This is a genomic window from Allopontixanthobacter confluentis (assembly GCF_009827615.1).
GTDB lineage: Bacteria > Pseudomonadota > Alphaproteobacteria > Sphingomonadales > Sphingomonadaceae > Allopontixanthobacter > Allopontixanthobacter confluentis.
The window spans coordinates 370,793-391,651 of the sequence record NZ_WTYU01000002.1; the positions used below are offsets into that span (position 1 = coordinate 370,793).

22 protein-coding genes and 1 tRNA gene are annotated in these 20,859 nt (G+C 60.7%); 15 read left to right on the top strand and 8 right to left on the bottom strand.

From position 1 onward, the window contains the following. Window positions 1–73 precede the first annotated feature (73 nt). The gene (locus tag GRI44_RS10090) at window positions 74–901 is read left to right on the top strand and encodes a Rossmann-fold NAD(P)-binding domain-containing protein (protein WP_160601674.1); all 828 of its coding nucleotides are present in this window, start codon (window positions 74–76) and stop codon (window positions 899–901) included. Here GRI44_RS10090 and GRI44_RS10095 read toward each other — a convergent pair. Together GRI44_RS10095 and GRI44_RS10100 are read right to left on the bottom strand one after the other, a co-directional pair. Beyond that, window positions 814–1,740 (bottom strand): DMT family transporter, encoded by a 927-nt coding sequence (locus GRI44_RS10095; protein ID WP_160601675.1) that lies wholly within the window; start codon window positions 1,738–1,740, stop codon window positions 814–816. The two genes, GRI44_RS10090 and GRI44_RS10095, sit on opposite strands and share 88 nt — an antisense overlap. Beyond that, window positions 1,737–2,735: a threonine aldolase family protein gene (locus tag GRI44_RS10100; protein ID WP_160601676.1), complete on the bottom strand. Its 999-nt coding sequence runs from the start codon at window positions 2,733–2,735 to the stop codon at window positions 1,737–1,739. The genes GRI44_RS10095 and GRI44_RS10100 overlap by 4 nt, the downstream gene beginning before the upstream one ends. Window positions 2,736–2,811: 76 nt before the next feature. Here GRI44_RS10100 and GRI44_RS10105 point away from each other — a divergent pair, with 76 nt between their 5' ends. Continuing rightward, on the top strand, window positions 2,812–3,108 hold the full coding sequence (locus GRI44_RS10105; protein ID WP_202386309.1) for a GNAT family N-acetyltransferase: 297 nt from the start codon (window positions 2,812–2,814) through the stop codon (window positions 3,106–3,108). A 23-nt stretch (window positions 3,109–3,131) separates the two neighbouring features. Here the strand turns inward: GRI44_RS10105 and GRI44_RS10110 are convergent, their stop codons facing one another. The 4 genes from GRI44_RS10110 to GRI44_RS10125 form a co-directional block, all read right to left on the bottom strand. Continuing rightward, window positions 3,132–4,736: a PH domain-containing protein gene (locus GRI44_RS10110; RefSeq protein ID WP_332872402.1), complete on the bottom strand. Its 1,605-nt coding sequence runs from the start codon at window positions 4,734–4,736 to the stop codon at window positions 3,132–3,134. After that, the gene (locus GRI44_RS10115) at window positions 4,733–5,272 is read right to left on the bottom strand and encodes a PH domain-containing protein (RefSeq protein ID WP_232843103.1); all 540 of its coding nucleotides are present in this window, start codon (window positions 5,270–5,272) and stop codon (window positions 4,733–4,735) included. The genes GRI44_RS10110 and GRI44_RS10115 overlap by 4 nt, the downstream gene beginning before the upstream one ends. Before the next feature lie 63 nt (window positions 5,273–5,335). After that, window positions 5,336–6,496 carry an acyl-CoA dehydrogenase family protein gene (locus tag GRI44_RS10120; protein ID WP_160601677.1) on the bottom strand — a complete coding sequence of 387 codons (1,161 nt, stop codon included), beginning with the start codon at window positions 6,494–6,496 and terminating at the stop codon, window positions 5,336–5,338. An 88-nt stretch (window positions 6,497–6,584) separates the two neighbouring features. Continuing rightward, window positions 6,585–6,659, bottom strand: a tRNA-Thr gene (locus tag GRI44_RS10125). A gap of 163 nt (window positions 6,660–6,822) precedes the next feature. On the opposite strand from GRI44_RS10125, the gene GRI44_RS13900 reads away from it, so the two are divergent. The 9 genes from GRI44_RS13900 to GRI44_RS10165 are packed head-to-tail and all read left to right on the top strand — an operon-like array spanning window position 6,823 to window position 14,644. Further along, a complete protein-coding gene (locus tag GRI44_RS13900; protein ID WP_202386310.1) occupies window positions 6,823–6,990 on the top strand; it encodes a hypothetical protein in 168 nt (55 codons plus the stop codon). A 35-nt stretch (window positions 6,991–7,025) separates the two neighbouring features. Further along, complete coding sequence (gene gpmA, locus GRI44_RS10130; RefSeq protein ID WP_160601678.1) at window positions 7,026–7,724, top strand: 2,3-diphosphoglycerate-dependent phosphoglycerate mutase; 699 nt, start codon at window positions 7,026–7,028, stop codon at window positions 7,722–7,724. A 1-nt stretch (window position 7,725) separates the two neighbouring features. Beyond that, window positions 7,726–8,241 carry a 5-(carboxyamino)imidazole ribonucleotide mutase gene (gene purE / locus GRI44_RS10135; protein WP_160601679.1) on the top strand — a complete coding sequence of 172 codons (516 nt, stop codon included), beginning with the start codon at window positions 7,726–7,728 and terminating at the stop codon, window positions 8,239–8,241. Window positions 8,242–8,250: 9 nt separating this feature from the next. Beyond that, the gene (locus tag GRI44_RS10140) at window positions 8,251–9,318 is read left to right on the top strand and encodes a 5-(carboxyamino)imidazole ribonucleotide synthase (RefSeq protein ID WP_160601680.1); all 1,068 of its coding nucleotides are present in this window, start codon (window positions 8,251–8,253) and stop codon (window positions 9,316–9,318) included. A 2-nt stretch (window positions 9,319–9,320) separates the two neighbouring features. Continuing rightward, window positions 9,321–9,827 (top strand): dihydrofolate reductase, encoded by a 507-nt coding sequence (locus GRI44_RS10145; RefSeq protein ID WP_160602333.1) that lies wholly within the window; start codon window positions 9,321–9,323, stop codon window positions 9,825–9,827. Further along, window positions 9,824–10,762, top strand: coding sequence for a bifunctional riboflavin kinase/FAD synthetase (locus tag GRI44_RS10150; RefSeq protein WP_160601681.1), 939 nt, complete (start codon window positions 9,824–9,826; stop codon window positions 10,760–10,762). Before GRI44_RS10145 ends, GRI44_RS10150 begins: the two co-directional genes overlap by 4 nt. Beyond that, entirely contained in the window at window positions 10,759–13,698 is a 2,940-nt protein-coding gene (ileS, locus tag GRI44_RS10155) for an isoleucine--tRNA ligase (RefSeq protein WP_160601682.1), read from the top strand. The genes GRI44_RS10150 and ileS overlap by 4 nt, the downstream gene beginning before the upstream one ends. After that, window positions 13,698–14,228 carry a signal peptidase II gene (gene lspA / locus GRI44_RS10160; RefSeq protein ID WP_160601683.1) on the top strand — a complete coding sequence of 177 codons (531 nt, stop codon included), beginning with the start codon at window positions 13,698–13,700 and terminating at the stop codon, window positions 14,226–14,228. The genes ileS and lspA overlap by 1 nt, the downstream gene beginning before the upstream one ends. A 2-nt stretch (window positions 14,229–14,230) precedes the next feature. Next, window positions 14,231–14,644, top strand: a complete 414-nt coding sequence (locus GRI44_RS10165) for a DUF3035 domain-containing protein (RefSeq protein WP_160601684.1) — start codon at window positions 14,231–14,233, stop codon at window positions 14,642–14,644. Window positions 14,645–14,755: 111 nt separating this feature from the next. Here the strand turns inward: GRI44_RS10165 and GRI44_RS10170 are convergent, their stop codons facing one another. Continuing rightward, on the bottom strand, window positions 14,756–16,075 hold the full coding sequence (locus tag GRI44_RS10170) for a hemolysin family protein (protein ID WP_160601685.1): 1,320 nt from the start codon (window positions 16,073–16,075) through the stop codon (window positions 14,756–14,758). A gap of 228 nt (window positions 16,076–16,303) precedes the next feature. Between GRI44_RS10170 and GRI44_RS10175 the strand changes: the two genes are divergently transcribed. Next, window positions 16,304–17,005, top strand: a complete 702-nt coding sequence (locus GRI44_RS10175; RefSeq protein ID WP_160601686.1) for an OmpA family protein — start codon at window positions 16,304–16,306, stop codon at window positions 17,003–17,005. A gap of 134 nt (window positions 17,006–17,139) precedes the next feature. Here the strand turns inward: GRI44_RS10175 and GRI44_RS10180 are convergent, their stop codons facing one another. Next, window positions 17,140–17,922, bottom strand: a complete 783-nt coding sequence (locus tag GRI44_RS10180) for a 3'(2'),5'-bisphosphate nucleotidase CysQ (protein WP_160601687.1) — start codon at window positions 17,920–17,922, stop codon at window positions 17,140–17,142. A gap of 105 nt (window positions 17,923–18,027) precedes the next feature. Between GRI44_RS10180 and sucC the strand changes: the two genes are divergently transcribed. From sucC to GRI44_RS10195, 3 genes are all read left to right on the top strand, one after another. Beyond that, window positions 18,028–19,227 (top strand): ADP-forming succinate--CoA ligase subunit beta, encoded by a 1,200-nt coding sequence (sucC, locus tag GRI44_RS10185; protein WP_160601688.1) that lies wholly within the window; start codon window positions 18,028–18,030, stop codon window positions 19,225–19,227. A 6-nt stretch (window positions 19,228–19,233) separates the two neighbouring features. After that, window positions 19,234–19,887, top strand: a complete 654-nt coding sequence (locus GRI44_RS10190) for an acetyltransferase (RefSeq protein WP_160601689.1) — start codon at window positions 19,234–19,236, stop codon at window positions 19,885–19,887. Between the two features lie 209 nt (window positions 19,888–20,096). After that, window positions 20,097–20,843, top strand: coding sequence for an electron transfer flavoprotein subunit beta/FixA family protein (locus tag GRI44_RS10195; protein ID WP_160601690.1), 747 nt, complete (start codon window positions 20,097–20,099; stop codon window positions 20,841–20,843). Window positions 20,844–20,859 lie beyond the last annotated feature (16 nt).

Consider the following 20,859-nt stretch of genomic DNA (forward strand, 5'->3'; position numbering starts at 1 on the left):
CCCTCTTACCCGTGATGCCCGCTACTGATACCGGCCCGCCATACCGGCCCGATCAGGCAAACAGGAACGCAAAATGCCCCATATGTTGATTTTCGGACTGGGATATACGGCGTCGCGGCTGGCAGCGGCATTGCGCGGGCGCGGGTGGGTTGTGGAAGCAACCGGCAGCGCAGGCGGGATCGACTTTGCAGATGGCGCCCGGGTGCGTGATGCGCTGACCCGCGCCAGCCATGTCCTGTCTTCCGTCCCGCCTGCCAGCGGGTCTGACCCTGTGCTGGACCTGTATGGCACCGATGTGACGCAGCAATGGCGCGGCTATCTTTCATCCACCGGCGTTTACGGCGATGCCAGGGGCGCATGGGTGGATGAAAGCGCGGCCACCGGCACCGGGCGGCGCAGTGATCGGTCTGACTGCGATGCCCGCTGGCTGGGCGCTGGCGCGCATGTTTTCCGTCTGCCCGGCATTTACGGGCCCGGCCGCAGCGCATTGGACAGAGTGGCACAGGGCCGCGCCAACCGGATAGACCTGCCCGGCCAGGTGTTCAGCCGGGTGCATGTCGATGATATTGTCAGCGGGGTATTGGCGGCGCTGGACGCCCCTGCCGGCGCGTATAATCTGTCGGATGATCTGCCCGCCAGCCAGAATGCGGTGATCGAGGAAGCCTGCCTGCTGATGGGGCAGGAGCCGCCGCCGCTGCTGACGCTGGAACAAGCCGACCTGTCCCCCATGGCGCGCGGCTTTTATGCTGAAAACCGCCGCGTGGCCAATGGCAGGGCCAAGCGTGTGCTGGGCTGGAAACCAGCCTATCCCGACTATCGGACGGGGTTGCGCGCTCTCAAGGCCACCACCATGCCCACCAGCGCAACTGCGCCGCCGCAGCCGGCCAGCACTGACCACTGATAGCCTTCGAACAGGGTGGAAAGGACCATGGCCACAATCACCACGATAACGCCATTATAAGCCGCACGGCCCGGCCCGATTTCGCGGACCAGCTTGTAATAGAGCGGGAATGTCACCACCGATCCGGCAATGGCCAGATAGGCAATACCGGCGCCATATTCGGCACGCATATCGAACACCGGCGGGCCTGAAATGGCCCATGCCAGCACTGCGTCACACAGGGTGCCATACAGCATGGCCCATGCCAGCAGGCTGGGCAGCGCCAGCTTGCGCCCCGTGTCGCCTGCCTGAATGACATTGGCGACAGAGGCCGACAGAATACCGCCGATAGTCAGCAGGACACCAAGCCCGACCTTGCCTTCCAGAGGGGCAATGCGCGCTTCGTGCACCAGCAGCATGGCAATACCGACCAGGGCGATGGCGCTGCCGGCCATGAACCGGCGGGTGATCGGCTGGCCCAGCAACAGCCTGCCGAAAATGGCATTGGGCACCATCAGCAAGCCGAACATGACTGCCACGATGCCGGATGTCAGATGCAGTTCAGCGCGGTAGACAAAATTGAAATTGCCGCAAAACTGCGTGACGCCCACGGCCAGCGCCAGCATCTGCCCCGCGCGGCCAAGCCGCAGCGAATGGCCCTGGAATTTGGCCAGCATGAACATGGCCATGGTGGCCACCACAAAACGCCAGGTGATGGACCAGCCGGGCGGAACCTGCGAAATCTGGTCCTTGATCACCAGCCACGTCGAACCCCAGATCAGCGCCACCAGCACAAAGGGGACGACGACTGATGGCCGCAGCAGGGCATGGGGCTGCGCCCCATCGGAAGCTGCGCTCATAAAGCTGCCACGGCCCGGCCCAGCGCCTGCGCATCTTCGGCGGTTGTGTTCCACGCGGTCACAAAGCGTGCGGCATCGCTGCCCCAATCGTAAAAATCGAAACCCTGCGCCCGCAGCGCGCTGCGTTCAGAGGCGCTGCACCGGACGAATAATTCATTCGCTTCTACGGCATGTATCAGGCGGTCGGCGGCGCAGCTGGCAATTGCCTGCGCGGCATCATTGGCCGACCGCGCATTGCCCAGCCACACATCCCCTTCGACCATGGCCAGCAATTGTGCTGCCAGAAACCGCCCCTTGCTTTGCAGATGGCCTGCCCGCTTGCGCCGGTAACGCGCCACATCGGCCAACGCCTGATCAAAGAAGATGATCGCTTCGGCCGTCATCCCGCCATTTTTGACGAAGCCGAAACTCAGCGCGTCAGCCGGGCCGACCGCTTCTGCCGCGCTGCACCCCAGAAAGGCTGCGGCATTGGCAAAGCGCGCGCCATCCATGTGCAGCCCGAGGCCGCGTTCCCTGGCCAGCGCGCCAATCGCGGCCAGTTCAGCTGGGCGGTAAACGCAGCCATATTCGCTTGCCTGCGTGATGGAAATGGCATGGGGCTGCACCTGATGCACGTCATCGCGAATGGGGTCGATTGCCGCACGGATTGTATCGGGCGTCAGCTTTGCGCTTTCTCCTTCTGCCAGCAGCAGCTTGGCGCCGTGCAGGTAGAAGCCGGGCGCGCCGCCTTCATCCATTTCGATATGGGCTTCACGGTGGCACACCACCCCGCCATGCGGCTGGACCATGGTGCTGAGTGCGAGGCAGTTGGCCGCAGTGCCGGTGGCAACCCACAAGGCAGTGCATGGCTGGCCGAACAATTCGCCGAATGCTTCGTCCATGCGCTGCGATACGCCATCACCATCATAGGGTGATTGCGGCGCGTCCGCGGCGCGCATGGCGTCCCACACAGCAGGGTGCACTCTGGCGGCATTATCGGAAAGAAACTGCTTCATGGTGGGTCATGTCATCCCGCTTTTGAGGGAACGGCCTTAGCCACCTTCACGTTATGTGCAAGAAGGAGACAATTGAATGGCCATCGAAGGTTTGGAAATTACGCGTCACGATGAAAATACGTCAGGTGAATATCATGCCCATGTGCCGGGCAGCGATGCCGTTGGCCGCCTGACCTGGGTGCATCGGGGGGACAGCCGCGTGGCTGAACATACATTGGTGCCATCTGAGATCGGCGGGCGCGGTGTGGCCGCGGCGCTGGTGCAGGAAATGGTCAGTGATGCGCGCAGCGAAGGTTTCACCATCGTCCCGCAATGCAGCTATGTCGAAGCGCAATTCAAACGCCACCCTGATTGGGCCGATCTGCGCGCCTGACGCTGAACAAGGCGACGCGGGCATCACTGCGCGAGTTGGGAAAAATCCTTTTCCGCAATGCTGGCCAAGATGGCGCTGCGTAATTCATATGCGCGCTGCGGGGAAATGCCCCGCAGCGCCATTTTTCCGCCCGCAAGACCAAGATGCAATGTGGCATAGCCGCGCCGCCTGCCGATAGAATTCTGGCTGATCTCCACCGATTGGAGCTTGATCCGTGACGCTATGGAAAGCTCCGGTGCCAGCCAACCCTTGCTGATGAACAATTGCCGCCCGGTCAGGCAATGGCGTTCAAACCGCCACAGGAAAGCCTGTCGCAGGGCAAGAAATGCCCCGCCAGCAATGGGCAATACGCCTAGAAGCGGCCCGGCGACCACCGCAGTGATGGCGGCTGCGGGGACCAGCAGCAGAGCGGGCAACAGCGCTGCATCCACCCGATATTCGACAGCGCCGCGTTGCCACGGCGCCATGTCTGCTGGCAGATCGAACCCGGCTTTCCGGACGATCGGTGCCAGTTCCTCCATCTGGCCAAACGGCGCGACAATGTGGTTCGACGCGCCGCTATCCTGTGCCAGGCTTATGAAACTCAAGCCATGCCAGCCAAACCGCTTGCGAATGATGCCGGTGGTGATTTTCACAGCCTGCACCCGGTGGGCGGGCATGACCACATCGGTGCGGGTCAACAATCCGCGCCGGCGGCGGAAACCCTTGTCTGTCCAATCCAGCGTGAAGCCCCAATCGCGCAGCACCGTGCGGACCAGCCCGGTGGCCACCCCCACAATCAGGCCCACCACCAACAGCGCGAAAATGGCCGCTGCAATGCCGATAAATTGCATCATCGGCCCGGCGCTTGCCAGCCAGTCGAACCGCCCGGCCACGCCGTCCTGCAAATCGGTCAGATTGTCGAGGCTGGCAGGCCACAGCCTGAACGCAAAAAAATCACCGAACTGCTGCACGGCGCCCGCGATCACCGCCACCACGGCAAGGGAAAATTCAAACAGGCCGAAAGTGACCAGACGGCGCGTATCCATCGCAAACAGCGGCTCTGATGCTGGTTCTGTTACTGGGGTGGACACGGTGCCATCTGCGGCCGGCACTGGCGCTTCGCCTGCCAGCCCCACCCCATCCTTGCGCGCGCGGACCAGTTCGCGCAGTTCTTCGCCTTCTGCCTGCGTCAGATAGGCCAGCTTCAGCTCGTCCTTGCCGCCAGCGCCTGTTTCGAAGCGCACTTCGACAAGGCCAAGCAGCCGGGGGATGAGCGATTGTTCGAGGCTGACATCCTGTATCCGTTCAAACGGAACAGAACGCGCCGCGCGCGACAGAAGCCCGCTTTCCACCCGAATGTCGGTCTCGCCCACCGTATAGGTCAGCCGCAGCCAGTGCAGATAGCGGATGCCCACGGCCACGCCTGCAATCAGCAGGCCCAGCCCGACAGCTGTAAGCAGCCCGAATGTTTCATCGCGCATCCCGTAGGCCACTGCCACCATGGGCAGGATTGCACGGCGCAGCCCGTCCAGCCCCTTGGCGACAAATCCCAGCGGACTGGTCCGTCTCGGTATCGCCGGCTTGCCATTTGCGCCAGACGCGCCAGTCGCGCCAGTCGCAGCAGCCACTTCTGTCACTTCTGTCACACCGTCTCGCGCTTGATATGGCTGCGGATGACCTCGCGCATGGCCAGTGCGTCCTGGTTCAGAATGCCCGGCAGATGCACCGAGGCGTTGTGGCTGCCAGCAGTATGCAACGTCAGCGTGGCAAGGTCGTAATACCGTTCCAGCGGGCCCTGGTTCACATCAATATGCTGGACCCTGCCAAATGGCACCACCGTGTCAGACCGGAACAGAAGCCCGCGCACCACGCGCAAACGATCGTCGCTCATGGCATATCCGCGCGCATGATGCCGCCGCAGCGGCACCCGGATAATCAGGAACAGCGCAGCCAGCAGCACCGGCACGACAAACACCCCGGGCGGCACCAGCTGTGCCATTTCCAGAACAAGCGATCCCAGCACAAAAGGCGCCGCCACCAGAAATGCCTGTATCCGCAGGATCTTGACGTGGTTGGGATGAAGCTCGGTCAGTTCGCCGCCGGTTTGTGGAGCGGCCAATACGGCATGATTGGCCGGATCAGCGGCCCCTTCTTCAGCCTGCATTTCGGTATGTTCGGTCATGGTGCCTTACATGGCTAATACGCCGGGGGATGACAATTGGAAAATCGTGCGAACGGTTGCAATTCAGCGCCTCTGGTCAAACCGGCGCCCTACCAGCGCCGCAGCGATGTTGGTTTTCTGCACATCAGTGGTGCCGCCCGCGATACCCCAGGCAAAACCATCGCGTAGGCGCTGTTCCATCGGATATTGCTTCGAATAGCCGTAACCGCCCATCACCTGCACACCCAGCTGCGTCACTTCGCGCACCATTTCGTTGGAAAAACATTTCGCGGCAGAGCTTTCATAGACACTGGGCAGACCGTCGCCAGCATTCACCGCCGCGCGCCAGATCAGCAGGCGGGCAGCATCCACCTGCATCGCCATTTCCGCCAGTTTCATCTGCACGGCCTGAAAATCGATGATCGGTTTGCCAAAGGCGGTGCGTTCCTGAGTATAGGCCAGCGCATCTTCCAGCGCCGCTGCCGCCAGCCCCAGCCCCATGGTGGCATTGCCGCAGCGTTCCAGCCCGAATGCGCTCATCAATTTGCCGAAACCGCCTGCCCCGATAATGAGATTGCCGGCCGGCACGCGCACATCATCCAGGAAAATATCGGCCGATGGGATGCCTCTGAAGCCCATCATTTCTTCGCGCGCGCCGAAGCTGACACCGGCAGCATCCTTTTCCACCAGCACCGCGCCAATGCCCTTTGCGCCGGCAATGCCGTCAAACCGGCAATAGGTGATGTAGTAATCGGAATGGCCCGCGCCCGAACTCCACCGCTTGGTGCCGTTGATCACGATTTTGTCGCCCTCAATCCGCGCCGTGGTGGCAAGATCAGTGAGGGCGGTTCCGGCATCGGGTTCCGACATGGCCACCGCGACGATTTTTTCGCCGCGCACCACTTCGGGAATAATCCGCGCCTTCAATTCTTCCGTACCGAATTGTTCGATGGTTCGCACTGGCCCGGTCAGCGCTTCGAAAACCGGAAAGGCAACTGCGGCTGAAACCTGCGCGAATTCTTCCAGCACCAGCAATGCCTCGAGATGGCCCAGCCCCATGCCGCCATATTGTGCCGGCAGGTTGATGCCCAGAAAGCCGAGATCACCATATTGGCGGAGCATTTCATGCGGCACAGGTTCATCGTCACGTTCAAGCTGGCGCGCCAGATCGGGCAATTGTTCCCGCGCGAATTTACGCGCTGCTGCCTGCAACTCAGCCTGTTCGTCACTTAATCCGAAATGCATCCCGCTTCGCTCCCTGAAATTTTCAGGGCAGTGCATATCCCGTCACGCGGACAAGGCAAATGCTGAGAGCGGGGAAAGGAAAGTGAAATGGTGCTGCTGGAGAGAATTGAACTCTCGACCTCAGCCTTACCAAGGATGCGCTCTACCACTGAGCTACAGCAGCACACCATTTCACTGATCTGCGCAGGTTCCTTGAAAGGCGACCCACGGCAGGGGCGCGCTATTGGCTGGCGCGCCCCCTGTTGTCAAGCGCCACCGCAAGTCGGGCAAGGCCTTTAAAGCAAAGCTTGTAAAGCGCAGCCCAGCGCGGCAATCGCCATGACACCATGGCAAATGACCCCACAAATATGTCCCGCGAAGAACGGCTGGCCGCCAAGCTGCGCGAGAATTTGCGCCGCCGCAAAGCGCAATCTCGTGCGTTTGAAGAAAATACTGCTGATTCTCCGGGCGATTCGGCAGCGCCAGCCCTTCCCAAAAGCGATGCCGAAAGCTAACGGCAACTGCTTCTTGTAATGCAGGAGCCTATTCCTTGCCGACCCAGACTACCAAGCTCATCCTGGTCCGCCACGGCCAGAGCCAGTGGAACCTTGAAAACCGCTTCACCGGCTGGTGGGATGTCGACCTGACCGAACTGGGCATTGCAGAAGCCCGGGCGGCTGGCCATTTGCTGGCCGAAAAAGGCCTGCTGCCAACCCGCGCTTTCACATCCGTGCAGACCCGGGCCATCAAGACGCTGCATCTGGCGCTGGCGGAATGCGACCGGCTGTGGATTCCTGAAACCAAGGACTGGCGCCTGAATGAACGCCATTATGGCGGGCTTACCGGCCTCAACAAACAGGAAACCGCCGAGAAACACGGGGCGGAACAAGTCCATATCTGGCGCCGCAGTTTCGACGTGCCGCCGCCGCCGCTGGAAACAGGCGGTGCCTATGATCTGAGCGCGGACCCGCGCTATGCCGGCATTGCCATCCCCAATACCGAAAGCCTCAAACTGACGATCGAGCGGGTGCTGCCCTATTGGCAGGACGCCATCGTGCCGGTCATCGCGGCGGGCGAAACAGTGATCATTTCCGCGCATGGCAATTCGCTGCGCGCTTTGGTCAAACATCTGTCGGGCATTTCGGATGATGATATCACCGGGCTCGAAATTCCGACCGGCCAGCCGATCATCTACGAATTTGACGCCCACATGCAGGCCGGCGAACGGTATTATCTGAAGGACAGCTGAGATGGCCGAACCCGGAACCGCGCCAAAGGTTGCGCCAAAAGTAGCCATCGTGATGGGCAGCCAGTCCGACTGGCCCACCATGCAATGCGCGGCCCATGTGCTGGACGAACTGGGCATTGCCCATGATGCGCGCATCGTCTCTGCCCACCGCACGCCGGACCGGATGGTAGAATTTGCCAAGGGCGCGGCAGACGAAGGGTTCAAGGTCATCATCGCAGGCGCAGGCGGCGCGGCCCATCTGCCCGGCATGATTGCGGCGATGACCCATCTGCCGGTGCTGGGCGTACCGGTGCAGTCCAAGGCGCTGTCGGGCATGGATAGCCTGCTCTCCATCGTGCAGATGCCCGCCGGCATCCCCACCGGCACGCTGGCCATTGGCGAAGCGGGCGCCACCAATGCAGGCCTGCTGGCCGCAGCCATTCTGGGCACCGCAGATGATGGCGTGGCTGACCGGCTGAAAGCATGGCGCGCCGCCCGCACGGATGCCGTCAAACACTATCCGTCTGACGAGGGCTGAGCAGGCACGATGATCAGACCGGGATCGACTATCGGCATTCTGGGTGGCGGACAGCTGGGCCGGATGATGGCCATGGCCGCAGCCCAGCTTGGCTATCGGTGCCATATTTATGCGCCCGACAGGGAAAGCGTGGCCGCTGAAGTCAGCGCCGAATTCACCTGCGCTGCATGGACTGACACTGCGGCCCTCGCCCGCTTTGCCGATGCCTGCGACGTGGTCACTTTTGAATTTGAAAATGTGCCGGTGGCCCCGCTGGCGGAAATCGGGGCGGCGCTGGAAAACAAGCTGGCACCGCATCCGCGTGCGCTGGAAATTGCGCAGGACCGGCTGCGCGAAAAGAACTTCGCACAGGAATTTGGCGGCAGGCCGGCACCGTTCTGCGCGGTCGATGCGGCAGACGGGCTGCATGCCGCGATCGAACGCGTGGGCGCGCCCGGCATTCTGAAAACCTGTTCCGACGGTTATGATGGCAAGGGGCAATGGCGCATCGCAGACGCGCGCGATGCCGATGCCATCCGCCTGCCGCAGCAACAGACGGTTTACGAAGGGCTGGTCCGCTTTTCCGCCGAATTTTCGGTGATTCTGGTGCGCGGCCAGGATGGGGAAACGCGGTTCTGGGACAGTTCCGAAAACAGCCATGAGGACGGCATTCTGGCCCGGTCATCCCTGCCTGCCAGCGATGCCATCGCGGCGCAGGTTGACGAAGCGCGCGCGCTGGCTTCCAGAATTGCCGCGGCACTGGGTTATGTCGGCGTGCTGACCTGCGAATTTTTCGCCACGGAAGACGGCCCCGTGTTCAACGAAATGGCCCCGCGGGTACATAATTCCGGGCATTGGAGCATCGAAGGCGCTGCCACCAGCCAGTTTGAAAATCACATCCGCGCCATTTGCGGCCTGCCGCTGGGGTCCACCGCCACCACCGTGCCAGCCCTGTCGATGACCAATCTGATTGGTGATGATGCGCTGGATGCCCATGCGCTGCTGCAGGACGAAGCGGCGCATGTACATCTGTATGGCAAGCGCGAAGCGCGCGAGGGGCGCAAGATGGGCCATGTCACTTGGATCCCGCTGGCGTGACCATGCCCATTGTTCTGATCTATGCCCGCGCCGCCAATGGCGTGATCGGCAGGAATGGCACCTTGCCGTGGCATCTGCCGGCTGATCTGAAGCATTTCAAGGCGCTGACCATGGGCGCCGACAAGGTTGGCAAGCCGATGATCATGGGCCGCAAGACCTTTGAAAGCCTGCCCGGTATGCTGCCGGGCCGCAGGCATATTGTCCTGACCCGGCGCGAATTGTGGGACTCGGGCAAGGCGGAAATTGTCCGCTCCGCCAGCGAGGCGATTGAACTGGCGCAGCAGGATAATCCGGCGGGCGAAATCGCCGTAATCGGCGGCGCCGCCATTTATGACGTATTCATGCCGCTGGCTGACCGGATCGAAATGACCGAAATTCACGCTGAATATGACGGCGACACCTTTATGCCGCCGCTGGACGCGCATTGGCAGGAAATAGCGCGGCAAGACCGTGCAGCGCAGGATGGCTTGCCCGCCTATTCCTTTGTCACTTACGAGCGCGCGCAATGAGGTGGATCGATCATCGCAGCGATATGCCGGACGCTTTGCGCGGGGCAATCATCGCGCTCGGCAATTTTGACGGGTTCCACATGGGCCATCAGGCCGTCGCGGGCGAGGCGATCCGCTGGGCGCGCGAAGAAGGCCGGCCCAGCATTGTCGCCACGTTTGATCCGCATCCGGTGCGGTTTTTCAAGCCCGATGCCGCGCCGTTCCGCCTGACCACGCTGGAACAGCGGCAGGAACTTTACCTCGCCGCCGGGGCCACCGCGATGCTGGTGTTTCATTTTGACGGCGATCTGGCTTCGACCAGCGCGGAAGATTTCGTCGGTAAGCTGCTGCATGATCACCTGGGCGCGGCAGGCGTGGTTACGGGTGAGGATTTCACCTTCGGCAAAGGCCGCACAGGCAGCCGCGAAATGCTGGAAAGCCTTGGCGCTGCCCATGGCATTGCCGCCCGCACCGTACCGCCGGTCATGGACAATGGCAGCCCTGTATCCTCCAGCCGCGTGCGCCAGGCATTGGCGCAGGGCGACCCGCAGGAAGCGGCCCGATTGCTGACCCGGCCCTTTGCGATTCGCGGAATCGTCCAGCATGGGGACAAGCGCGGACGCGAAATCGGCTATCCCACGGCCAATCTTTCCATCGAATCCTACCTCCGCCCCAAATTCGGCATTTACGCGGTGACCGGCAAAATCCTTGCCACCGGACAGGAATTGCAGGGCGCTGCCAACATTGGCATTCGGCCCCAGTTCACTCCGGCAAAAGAACTGCTGGAGCCGTATTTCTTCGATTTTTCCGGCGATCTGTATGGGCAGGAAATCGAGGTGGCTTTCCATCACTTCCTGCGCGGTGAAGCCAAATTCGACAGTCTGGATGCGCTGATGGAACAGATGGAGCGGGATTGCGGGCTGGCGCGGAAACTTCTAAGCGCCGCCACCATATGACCGACACGCCAGACAAACGAGATTACCGGGATACCGTCTTCCTGCCGAAGACCGATTTTCCCATGAAAGCCGGCCTTCCACAGAAGGAACCGGGCATTTTGGCACGCTGGCAGGACATGGGCCTATATGAACGCCTGCGCGAAGCCCGCGCGGGCGCGGAAAAATTCATTCTGCATGATGGCCCGCCCTACGCCAATGGCGACATGCATATCGGCCATGCGCTGAACCATGTGCTGAAGGATACCGTCGTCCGCACGCAAAGCCTGCTGGGCAAGGACGCGCCCTATGTGCCGGGCTGGGATTGCCACGGCCTGCCGATCGAATGGAAGGTGGAAGAACTCTACCGCAAGAAGAAGCTGGACAAGAAGGAAGTCCCCGCCAAGGAATTCCGCGCCGAGTGCCGCGAATATGCCCAGCAATGGGTCGATGTGCAGCGCGAACAGCTGAAACGTCTTGGCATCAATGGCCGGTGGGACAAGCCCTATCTGACCATGCGGCCCAAGGCCGAAGGCGCGATTGTCGCCGAATTGCACAAATTCGCTGAAACCGGCCAGCTCTATCGCGGCGCGAAGCCGGTCATGTGGTCGCCGGTCGAGGAAACCGCGCTGGCCGATGCCGAGGTTGAATATGCCGACCTGACCGACAGCCCGCAGATCGATGTGGCGTTCGAGATTGTCGAATCGCCGATTGCCGAACTGGTTGGCGCGCATGCGGTGATCTGGACGACCACGCCATGGACGATTCCGGTCAATCAGGCTTTGGCTTATGGGCCGGACATTGAGTATCGTATTATTGAAGTCAAAGACGCTGGTCAAATTTCTGCGTCCTACTTGATCGCCACTGAACTATTGCATCATTTCATTGATCGGGCTGGCATCATAGAGATGAACGAGAGCATTGATGGCGAAATCGGTCGACAGGTCATTCTCGGCAGCACGATTAACGGCTCCGACCTAGCCGGAACCATTGTCCAGCACCCGATGCACCATCTGGGCGGGTTCTACGCCAAGCCGCGCCCCATGCTGGCGGGCGATTTCGTCACGACCGACAGCGGCACCGGCATCGTCCATATGTCGCCCGATCACGGCGAGGACGATTTCGACCTGTGCAAGGCCAATGGCATCGAGCCGGTCTTTGCGGTCATGGGTGATGGCCGTTACCGCGATGACTGGCTGTGGCTGGGCGGCGAGGATGATCGCCGCCGCAGTGTCATCAACAAGCCCTTCAACGCGCCAGACGGGCCGATCTGCAACGATTTGCGTGAGGCGGGCGCATTGCTGTCTGCCAGCGCAGATTACCACCACAGCTACCCCCATTCATGGCGGTCAAAAGCCAAGGTCATCTATCGCTGCACCCCGCAGTGGTTCATCGCGATTGACGAACATCTGGCGCACCTTCCCGCTCTCACCCCCGCTGAACAACGGTGGGAAAATGAAGGCGGCGACGATACGATTGACGAACAGGCCACTGCCGGTTCGCCCACGTTGCGCGAAGTGGCATTGCAAGCCATTGCCGACACCCGCTTTGTGCCGGAAAAGGGCCGCAACCGTTTGCGCAGCATGGTCGAAAGCCGCCCGGACTGGCTGATCAGCCGCCAGCGCGCATGGGGTGTGCCGATTGCCCTGTTCGTGCACCGCGAAACGGGCGAATTGCTGGTCGATGCCGACGTTAACCGCCGTATCCAGCAGGCGATTGCTGCTGATACCGTGGACGCATGGGAAGAGCTGCGCGCCGGTGAATTCCTGGGGTCTGATCGCAAACCCGATGATTACGAGATGGTCAAAGACATTCTCGACGTGTGGTTCGACAGCGGTTCCACCCATGCCTTTGTGCTGGAATCGGACGAATGGCCTGAACTGCAATCACCTGCCGATCTGTATCTGGAAGGCAGCGACCAGCATCGCGGCTGGTTCCAGTCAAGCTTGCTGGAAAGCTGCGGCACACGGGGCCGTGCGCCCTACAAGGCCGTGCTGACCCACGGTTTCACCATGGACCCCAAGGGCATGAAAATGTCCAAGAGCCTGGGCAATACGGTCGATCCGCTGAAGGTGATGGAGCAATATGGTGCCGACATCATCCGCCTGTGGGCGCTGAGTGTCGATTACACTGAAGATCACCGCATCGGCGACGAAATCCTCAAAGGTGTCGGCGATACATACCGGAAGCTGCGCAACACTTTCCGCTATATGCTCGGCGCGCTTGTCGGGTTCGATCATGCCCGCGAAGCGGTCGAGACATCCGCCATGCCGGAACTGGAGCGCTATATGCTCCACCGCCTGTCGCAGCTTGATGCCAATTTGCGGCGCGCCATCGACGATTTCGATTTCAACGAATATGTCCGTGCGCTGGCTGAATTCACCAACGAAGACCTGTCGGCGTTTTTCTTCGATATTCGCAAGGACCGGCTTTATTGCGACGCGCCGGACGGGGCCGAGCGCCGCGCATACCGCACCGTGCTCGACATTCTGTTCCAGGCATTGATTCGCTACACCGCGCCGGTGCTGGTGTTTACCGCCGAAGAAGTGTGGTCCACCCGGTTCCCCGACCGTGACAGTATCCATCTGGAAAAACTTCACGCCCTGCCATCTGACTGGGCCGACGAGGCACTGGCGGCACGGTTTGACGCCTTGCGCGAAATGCGCGAAACCGTAATGGAAGCGATCGAACCCTTGCGGCGCGAGAAAACCATCCGCTCCGGCCTTGAAGCCGATGTGGTGGTGCCGGAAAATGTGGTGCCGGAAGGTTTCTCAGATGCTGATCTGGCTGATCTGTTCATCACCGCGTCAGTCACACGCGGCCAAGGAAGCGACGTGAAAGTCACTCGCACATCCGACCATAAATGTGGCCGCTGCTGGCGCCTGCTACCCGAAGTGGCAGAGGACGGCGATCTGTGTGCGCGCTGCGATGATGTGGTTGCAGAAATGGATGCGGCATAATGACTGTCACCACCCGTAACCGCCTGATCGGCCTTGGCCTTGCGCTGCTGATCTTTGCGGTCGATCAATATGTGAAATGGCTGATGGTCAGCCCGCTGCAATTGCGCGAAAAAGGCGTGATTGATCTGCTGCCCTTCTTTGACCTGCGCTGGACCCAGAATTTCGGCGTGTCGCTGGGCATGTTTACGGCAACGTCGATTGAAATGCGGTGGATGCTGGTGGCGATGACGGCGCTGATCGCGCTGGTCGTCACCATCTGGATGCTGCGCGAAAAGGTGCTGGCGGATATTCTCGGCCTGTCGCTGATTCTCGGCGGGGCGCTGGGCAACATCAAGGACCGCTACGAACTTGGCTATGTGATCGACTATGCCGATCTGCATTTTGGCGAATTTCGACCCTTCCTTATTTTCAATATCGCCGATGCCGCAATTACCATCGGCGTCCTGATAATCCTTGCCCGTTCCTTCTTTGCAAGCGACAAGAAGGACAAGAGCGACAACGAACCGGCTGAAGAAGCCGTGGAGATTTGACCATGCGTAAGAGCACCACTCTCATCCTTGCCACAGGCGCCTGCGCCATGTTGGCGGCCTGCGGCGGAAGCAGCGGCATCCTGGGCCGTGAACGGCCTGACGAATTTGCCGTCCAGCGGCAGGCGCCCCTGGTGGTTCCGCCAGATTTCAACCTTGTGCCGCCTGCACCCGGCGCCCCGCGCCCGGTTGACGGCACCGCATCATCCCAGGCGCTGGACGCCCTGTTTGGCGGCCCTGCTGCCCGTAGTGCAGTCGAAGCCAGCGCCATCAGCCGCGCCGGGACAGCCGCTGCCGGCATCCGCTCGTCAGTGGGTGATCCGGAAACCAACACTGTGGCCAAGGGCCGCGTGACGCGTGATATCATCGCTGCGCCCGAAGGTGACGGTCAGGCTGCACAGGCTGTGATTCCCGGCTGATCAGGCCCGGCTGATCAGGCACCATGAAAACACAAAGGGGGCTCGCCATCTGGCGGGCCCTTTTTCGTGGGATGCTTATGCGTGTGAAGCCATGTTCTGGCCCGTTCAGGCTCAGACAGGTTCGGTTTCGTCCTGCGGGAATTCGGGGCTGATCAGCAGCTTGTCGATCTTGCGCTGGTCCATGTCGACCACTTCAAAACGCCAGCCCTGCGCTGTAAAAATCTCGCCTTCGGCAGGCAATTTCTTCAGCACCGACAGGACATAGCCCGCCGTGGTGGCAAATTCGCGCGTGTCGCCATAATCCAGCCCCAGCCGATCTGCCAGTTCATCCGCCGACAAGGCGCCCGATACCAGCATCGAACCATCGGCCCGCTCGATAATGCCGGGCTGATCGCCCTGATCCTGATCGCTGGCGAATTGCCCGACCAGCGCGGTGAGCAGGTCCACCGGCGTCACAATGCCTTCCAGATGACCATATTCATCATGCACCATGGCCATGGCAATTTCCGATTGCTGTAATGCACGCAATGCATCCATCGCGTCCAGCTGATCAGGAATAACCACCGCTTTGGCCATCAGATCAGGCAGGGATACGGTTTTTCCAGACACCAGCAGGGCCAGCACCTCGCGCACTTTCACCACGCCCACAATCCTGTCGGGCGACCCTTCGGCCACTGGCAGCAGCGAATGGGGGCTGTCATCAATGGCCCTGCGGATGGCGTCGGGATCGGCGGAAATATCCACCCAGTCCACTTCTGTACGCGGGGTCATCAATTCGCGCACCGGACGGTCCACCAGCCGGACTACGCCAGCCAGTATCTGGTGCTGTTCAGCCTCGATTACGCCTTGATGCGTGGCATCGGCAAAAATCATGTGCAGTTCTTCAGCCGTCACATTCCCTTCGCCAGCCGGACGCACGCCCAGCAATCGGACCAGCACGCCGGAGCTTTTATCAAGCACCCAGACAACCGGCGCAGCAATGCGCGCCAGCATCGCCATCGGGCGCGCCATCACCAGCGCAATCGGCATGGCATTGCGCAGCGCCACTTGCTTGGGGACCAGTTCGCCGATCACCAGGCTGAAATAGGTGGTCAGCGCAATGACCAGCGCAAAGCCCGCATCGTCGGCATATTCCGGCGCGACGCCCAGCAGTTCCAGCCGCTCCCCCACAGGGCCGCCAAGGCTGGAGCCGGAATAAGCGCCGGCAATAATGCCCACCAGCGTAATGCCGATCTGCACGGTTGAAAGAAATTTCCCCGGATCAGCAGCCAGCGCAATCGCGGTGCGTGCGGCCTTGCTTCCGCCGGCTGATGCCGCACGCAGCTTCGCTGTGCGCGCAGAGACAATCGCCAGTTCGGACATGGCAAAAACACCATTGAGCACGATCAGGCAGGCGATGACGATCAGGTCTGGCCAAGGAAACGGTTCCACAATTGCCTCGCTAGCATAATTGCCGCACTTCGCCAGTGCGGAGTGCAGGCTGGCGCAAGGGCCAGACTATAAGGCGCAAGCTTTCGAGCCAAATCTCCTTTTCCAACGGGCGATACGCACCACGCGGGAACACACGCCCGCGTCGCGGGTTGTGGGTGGATAGGCGCAAGGTGGATGCGCTGATTAAAAGCTCATGTGCCATTGCACACCAAGAGGAGGGGCAACCCCATGAAGAATTCACGCATTTTTGTTTCAGGCCTTGCAGCGCTTTCGCTGGTTAGCGTTTCTGCCTGTGTTACCGACCCCAATACCGGCGAACAGAAAGTTTCGCGCACCGTTCTTGGCGGCGCTGGCGGCGCGCTTCTGGGCGGCCTGCTGGGCGGCGTTATCGGCGGCAAGACCGGGCGCATCATCGGTGCGGGCGTTGGCGGCGTGGCTGGCGGCGTTGTCGGCTACAAGATGGATCAGCAGATCAAGGAACTGAAGGAAAACACCGCCGGTTCCGGCGTTGATGTGACCGAAACAGACGGCGGCAGCGCCATTTTGGTCAACCTGCCAGACGGCGTGACCTTCGCCACGGGCAGCTACACCATCAACCAGACTTTCCGGAACACGCTGGATACAGTGGCGCAGAGCATGCAGCAGTATCCTGACAGCCTGATCGACGTTTACGGTTACACCGATTCCACCGGTTCGGATGCTTTCAATCAGCGTCTGTCCGAACAGCGCGCACAGGCAGTGGCCAATTATCTGGTCAGTCGCGGCGTTTCTGCGGCCCGTATCCGTTCGCAGGGCTTCGGCGAAGATCCATCCTATTTCAAGGGTGACAACACCACGGAATATGGCCGTTCGCTCAACCGCCGGGTCGAAATCAAGATCATCCCGATCACACAGGAAGATGTTGCCGCAGCGCGTGCGCAGGGTAACTGAACCCACTCACGGCATTACGCCTTGATCTTTATAAAGGGGTCGGCCGCAAGGTCGGCCCTTTTTTTATGGCGCTATTCCAGTAGCTTCAGGGGCCAATAGGCCGACAGCCAGCAGACCCACAGCCATTATCCCCGTCAGCCTTTGGCCAGAATTGCTGCCCGGTCCGCCAGCCGCGCCACGGCCGCATCATGAATGCCCGGCGCACAGACCAGCAGGCCAAACGCCCGCGGATCGCGTTTGTTGAAATTTAATGGCGCGCCGAACGCATCTGTAACGACAGCGCCAGCCTCGCGCGCGATCAGCGTGGATGCCGCGATATCCCATTCAAAGCCCCAGCGCAGCGTCGCCACCAGATCAGCCTCGTCCGCCCCGACCATGGCAATTCGCAGGGCAATGGAATTGGGCTTGTCCACCAGCGTCAAATCGCTGTCAGCAGATGGCAGTGCATCTGCAGGCACCCGCGCCCCGGCAAATACCTTGCGAGTGGAAGCCACCAACGCTGTGCCATTGCGCCATGCACCCTGCCCCGCAATGCCCAGCCATTCCTCGCCCCGGGCAGGCGCTGACAGCATGCCGATCAACGGGCGGCCGGCGCTGACCAGCGCGACCGACACGCACCATCCGGGCCGTCCGCGAATGAAATCGCGAGTCCCGTCAATCGGATCGACCAGCCACGCCAGCCCTTTGCCCAGCCGTTCCGGATGGTCGGTCGATTCTTCCGACAACCACCCCGCAGACGGCAAAAGCCGGCCCAGTTCACGGCGCAGGAAATTGTCCACTTCAATATCGGCTTCGCTGACCGGGCTTCCCGGCTCCTTGTCCCAGCTTTCCAGCGCATGGCCATGCCCCGGCCACCGGCTGACCGCAATCTGGCCAGCCTGACGGACTATCTGTTGGAGGAGGGCCTGATCGATCATGCAATAACCCTGTTGGAAGCGGACGCAGCACTTTTCAAGCGGTTCAATCCATGCTTAGGCGCACTCCGAACATATTCCCTCCTTTTGCAAAGCAATGGACGCCCCATGAACATTCACGAATATCAGGCCAAGGAACTGCTCGCGAAATATGGCATCGGTATCCCGACCGGCCACGCAGCACTCAGTGTTGAAGAAGCGGTTGCCGCAGCCAGGCAGCTTCCCGGCCCGCTTTACGTGGTAAAAGCGCAAATTCATGCAGGCGGCCGCGGCAAGGGCAAGTTCAAGGAACTGGGCCCCGATGCAAAGGGCGGCGTTCGTCTGGCCAAGAGCATCGAGGACGTGGAAGCGGATGCAAAGGATATGCTCGGCAATACGCTGGTCACCATCCAGACAGGCGATGAAGGCAAGCAGGTCAACCGCCTCTATGTCACCGACGGCGTCGACATTGCCGAAGAATATTACCTCGCCATGCTGGTCGACCGGGCCAGCGGCCAGGTGGCCATGGTCGTTTCCACCGAAGGCGGCATGGACATTGAAGATGTGGCGCATAGCACGCCCGAAAAAATCACCACCATCACGATTGATCCCGCGCAGGGCTTCATGCCCCACCATGGCCGCGCGGTTGCTTTTGCTCTGAACCTGTCGGGTGATCTCAACAAGCAGTGCCAGAAACTGGCTAGCCAGCTCTACACCGCCTTCATGGATCTCGATTGCGAAATGCTGGAAATCAACCCGCTGGTTGAAACCAAGGATGGCAATCTGCTGGTGCTGGACACCAAGATGAGCTTCGATGGCAATGCGCTTTACCGTCACAAGGACGTGGAAGCGATGCGCGACGAAACGGAAGAAGACCCCGCCGAAGTCGAAGCAAGCAAATATGACCTTGCCTATATCAAGCTGGATGGAAACATCGGCTGCATGGTCAATGGTGCGGGCCTGGCTATGGCGACGATGGACATCATCAAGCTGAACGGCGCCTTCCCTGCCAACTTCCTCGACGTAGGCGGCGGCGCGACGAAGGAAAAGGTTACCGCTGCATTCAAGATCATTCTCAAGGATCCGGCGGTTGAAGGCATTCTGGTCAACATCTTCGGCGGCATCATGAAGTGCGACATCATCGCCGATGGTATCGTTGCCGCTGCCAAGGAAGTGAACCTTTCGGTTCCGCTGGTGGTCCGCCTGGAAGGCACCAATGTGGAAAAGGGCAAGGAAATCCTCAACACCTCCGGCCTGCCCATCGTCAGTGCCGATGATTTGGGCGATGCGGCAAAGAAGATCGTCGCCGAAGTCAAAAAAGCGGCCTGACCGCACTTGGACTTGCCAACCCTCAACATCTACGGCGCAGGCGGATTTGGACGACAGGTCCTGCCGCTCGCGCTGGAGGTGGGGGGCGGCGCTGCTACCACTGCCCGGCGCGCTTTCAGCGCCATCCGCTATCTGGATGACAATCCGGCCGAGGCCGTTTTTGGCGGCGTGCCGATCGTGCCAGTGGCCCATGCCAGCGCAGGCGACCATGTCGCAATCAGCGTGGCCAATGGCACCATCCGTCAGACACTGGCTGAAAAATGCCGCGACATGGGACTGGTCCACTCCACCCTGGCTGCGGCCTCTGCGCGTCTTTCGCCAGCGGCCACTTGCGGTGAAGGGGCCATTTTCTGTGATTTTACCATTCAGGAACCAGGATCATCCATCGGCCGGTTCTTTCATGCCAATGTCTATTCCTTCATCGCGCATGATTGCGTGATTGGTGATTTTGTCACGTTCGGCCCGCGCGTAACTTGTAACGGAAATGTCGAGATTGGCGATTTTGCCTACATTGGCGCCGGCGCCATCATCCGTCAGGGTACAGGCGCTGACAAGCTGAAAATTGGCAGGGGTGCCATTGTCGGCATGGGTTCTGTTGTCACTCGCGATGTGCCTGATGGCGCTGTGGTCATGGGCAACCCTGCCCGCATCCGCATTTAGGTGATTCGCGCCATTGCCATAGGCGCAAAGGCTGCGCTGCAGGCATTTGCCGCAAAACCCGAGGGCACCTTACCTTACGGTGAAGGGGGACTGGCCAGCAAAGGTGCCGGCAGGGGTTGATTTTGCCCCATTCGGAACGCAAGTGCATCGGGCACCGTTCATAGTGTTAAGGCAGCGGCCATGATGCCGCCTGGAAGGACGAGAAGCAGATGAAAATCCTCGTGCCCGTAAAACGGGTTATTGATTACAACGTCAAACCGCGGGTCAAGGCGGATGGTTCAGGTGTCGACCTGACCAATGTGAAAATGAGCATGAACCCGTTTGACGAAATTGCGGTGGAAGAAGCCATCCGCATTAAGGACGCTGGCAAGGCTGATGAAATCATCGCCGTCAGTGTTGGCCCGGCAAAGGCTCAGGAAACGCTGCGCACGGCGCTGGCGATGGGCGCAGATCGCGCCATTCTGGTGGAAACCGATGCCGAAGTGGAACCACTGGCGGTTGCCAAAATTCTGAAAGCCATCGCCGATGAAGAACAGCCGGGCCTGATCCTGCTGGGCAAACAGGCGATTGACGATGATTCCAACCAGACCGGCCAGATGCTGGCCGCGCTGATGGGCCGCCCGCAAGGCACCTTTGCCAATACGGTGGAACTGGATGGCGACAGCGTGATGGTGAAGCGCGAAATCGATGGCGGTCTGGAAACGGTCAAGCTGGCGATGCCTGCCATCGTCACGACCGATCTTCGCCTGAACGAGCCGCGTTATGCTTCGCTGCCCAACATCATGAAGGCCAAGAAGAAACCACTCGACACCAAGAGCCCGGCTGATTTCGGCGTGGATATCACCCCGCGTCTTACCACCTCCAACGTCTCCGAACCGCCCGTGCGGCAGGCTGGCGAAAAGGTCGCCGATGTCGATGCGCTGGTTGCCAAGATGAAGGCGCTGGGCATCGCATAAGCACCCCGCCCGAGAC

Bases quoted from the DNA above. Each gene is read 5' to 3' on its own strand.
- GRI44_RS10090 (WP_160601674.1), top strand. From the start codon at position 74: ATGCCCCATATGTTGATTTTCGGACTGGGATATACGGCGTCGCGGCTG.
- GRI44_RS10095 (WP_160601675.1), bottom strand. From the start codon at position 1,740: ATGAGCGCAGCTTCCGATGGGGCGCAGCCCCATGCCCTGCTGCGGCCA.
- GRI44_RS10100 (WP_160601676.1), bottom strand. From the start codon at position 2,735: ATGAAGCAGTTTCTTTCCGATAATGCCGCCAGAGTGCACCCTGCTGTG.
- GRI44_RS10105 (WP_202386309.1), top strand. From the start codon at position 2,812: ATGGCCATCGAAGGTTTGGAAATTACGCGTCACGATGAAAATACGTCA.
- GRI44_RS10115 (WP_232843103.1), bottom strand. From the start codon at position 5,272: ATGACCGAACATACCGAAATGCAGGCTGAAGAAGGGGCCGCTGATCCG.
- GRI44_RS10120 (WP_160601677.1), bottom strand. From the start codon at position 6,496: ATGCATTTCGGATTAAGTGACGAACAGGCTGAGTTGCAGGCAGCAGCG.
- GRI44_RS13900 (WP_202386310.1), top strand. From the start codon at position 6,823: ATGGCAAATGACCCCACAAATATGTCCCGCGAAGAACGGCTGGCCGCC.
- purE (WP_160601679.1), top strand. From the start codon at position 7,726: ATGGCCGAACCCGGAACCGCGCCAAAGGTTGCGCCAAAAGTAGCCATC.
- GRI44_RS10140 (WP_160601680.1), top strand. From the start codon at position 8,251: ATGATCAGACCGGGATCGACTATCGGCATTCTGGGTGGCGGACAGCTG.
- GRI44_RS10145 (WP_160602333.1), top strand. From the start codon at position 9,321: ATGCCCATTGTTCTGATCTATGCCCGCGCCGCCAATGGCGTGATCGGC.
- GRI44_RS10150 (WP_160601681.1), top strand. From the start codon at position 9,824: ATGAGGTGGATCGATCATCGCAGCGATATGCCGGACGCTTTGCGCGGG.
- ileS (WP_160601682.1), top strand. From the start codon at position 10,759: ATGACCGACACGCCAGACAAACGAGATTACCGGGATACCGTCTTCCTG.
- lspA (WP_160601683.1), top strand. From the start codon at position 13,698: ATGACTGTCACCACCCGTAACCGCCTGATCGGCCTTGGCCTTGCGCTG.
- GRI44_RS10165 (WP_160601684.1), top strand. From the start codon at position 14,231: ATGCGTAAGAGCACCACTCTCATCCTTGCCACAGGCGCCTGCGCCATG.
- GRI44_RS10175 (WP_160601686.1), top strand. From the start codon at position 16,304: ATGAAGAATTCACGCATTTTTGTTTCAGGCCTTGCAGCGCTTTCGCTG.
- GRI44_RS10180 (WP_160601687.1), bottom strand. From the start codon at position 17,922: ATGATCGATCAGGCCCTCCTCCAACAGATAGTCCGTCAGGCTGGCCAG.
- sucC (WP_160601688.1), top strand. From the start codon at position 18,028: ATGAACATTCACGAATATCAGGCCAAGGAACTGCTCGCGAAATATGGC.
- GRI44_RS10195 (WP_160601690.1), top strand. From the start codon at position 20,097: ATGAAAATCCTCGTGCCCGTAAAACGGGTTATTGATTACAACGTCAAA.